We start from the raw sequence: 1,284 nt of genomic DNA, 5'->3' as shown, positions 1-1,284 counted from the left end.
ACAAACACATTTAAGATACAATTATGATGTTTATGTTATTGTGCGGAATATGCTTAAATTACTCTGCTTTTTACTTGTTTTAACGCTGTAGTGTTGTTCGTGCGTGTTAGCGCTTATCGGTTGTATCAAATGTGTTAGTCGATTCAGTAACCCCTAACTTGTTCATTATCGGTTGATGGATGAATAAGTATAAAAACACATTTGCATGACTACGCAGTGGAATATTACTGCGAGATATAAATCTATTTATCCGTAGGCGAATCCGAAGCGTGAATCGAATGACAAAAAAACAGTGAAACACACAGCAGCAAGCGATGTAAAAATCAGCAAATGGTAACAAAACGTGATTGTAAAAGAGTGTTTGTGAGCGGAAATGTATGGGACTCGCATCTCTGAAAGCAAACAGACTGTATAGAAGCTAAGGCTTACAGCAGGCGCTGAAGATGAACAGAAATATCATAAAATTCGTCAAAAATGGCTACGGGGTCGTCCCTTTTGTTTGTGATGTTGTTGTCACCAATTATTTGCTGAACTTTCATGAGTTTGGCGAAAAAATTGCCGATCGCACAGATGTCAGCATATTGATTACACTCTGCTTTTTACTGGTTGCCGGTAATGTGGGCGTGTATCGGGAAAATATTCGTCAGCATCTGACTCACTGCTTATTTAAAGTGGTGACAGCATGGGCGATCACCGCCTTTTTGCTGTTCTTGATGATGCATTACATCGATTTTCTTGCCGAAGGCTATGCCGATGTCTCGGTTCGTGAGGCCGCGCTGTGGCTGAGTTTGCCGGTGATGGGATCATTATTATCGCGCGTGGTGATTTACGGCCTTAACTTACTGATGGTGCAATATGGCATCAACGTGCGTAATGTCGCGATCCTTGGCGCTACCGGTATTGGCTTGGCGCTGGAAAAAGAATTGGATGAAAATAAAGCATTGCGTCTGCGTAATATCGGCTTTTTTGATGATCGTGATGCAAATCGTTTCGGTTATAAATCACGCAAACCCATATTAGGCAATTGCGCTGAATTAGTCCGCCTGATTAACGAAGGGAAAGTCGACGAAGTTTATATTGCGTTGCCGCTAGAAGCGCGTGGTCGAATTAACCATTATTTAGACCAACTGTCAGATACTACAGTGGATACTTATATTGTACCGGATCTGTATGCCTACAGTTTGCACCATACGGTAGCCAAATCGGTCGGTAATATCAGTACGTTGAGCGTATTTAGCTCGCCATTTGATGGTATTGGTGGTTTTATCAAACGGGCGGAAGATA

At 42.0% G+C, this 1,284-nt stretch carries 1 pseudogene; it reads left to right on the top strand.

What is annotated here, in order from left to right:
- Positions 1–443 precede the first annotated feature (443 nt).
- Positions 444–1,284, top strand: a pseudogene (locus ACRC27_RS11215) (hypothetical protein); the annotation flags it as partial.

The organism is Plesiomonas sp. (assembly GCF_051650925.1).
Lineage (GTDB): Bacteria > Pseudomonadota > Gammaproteobacteria > Enterobacterales > CAMTGL01 > Plesiomonas.
This window is presented reverse-complemented; position numbering and strand designations above follow the sequence as displayed.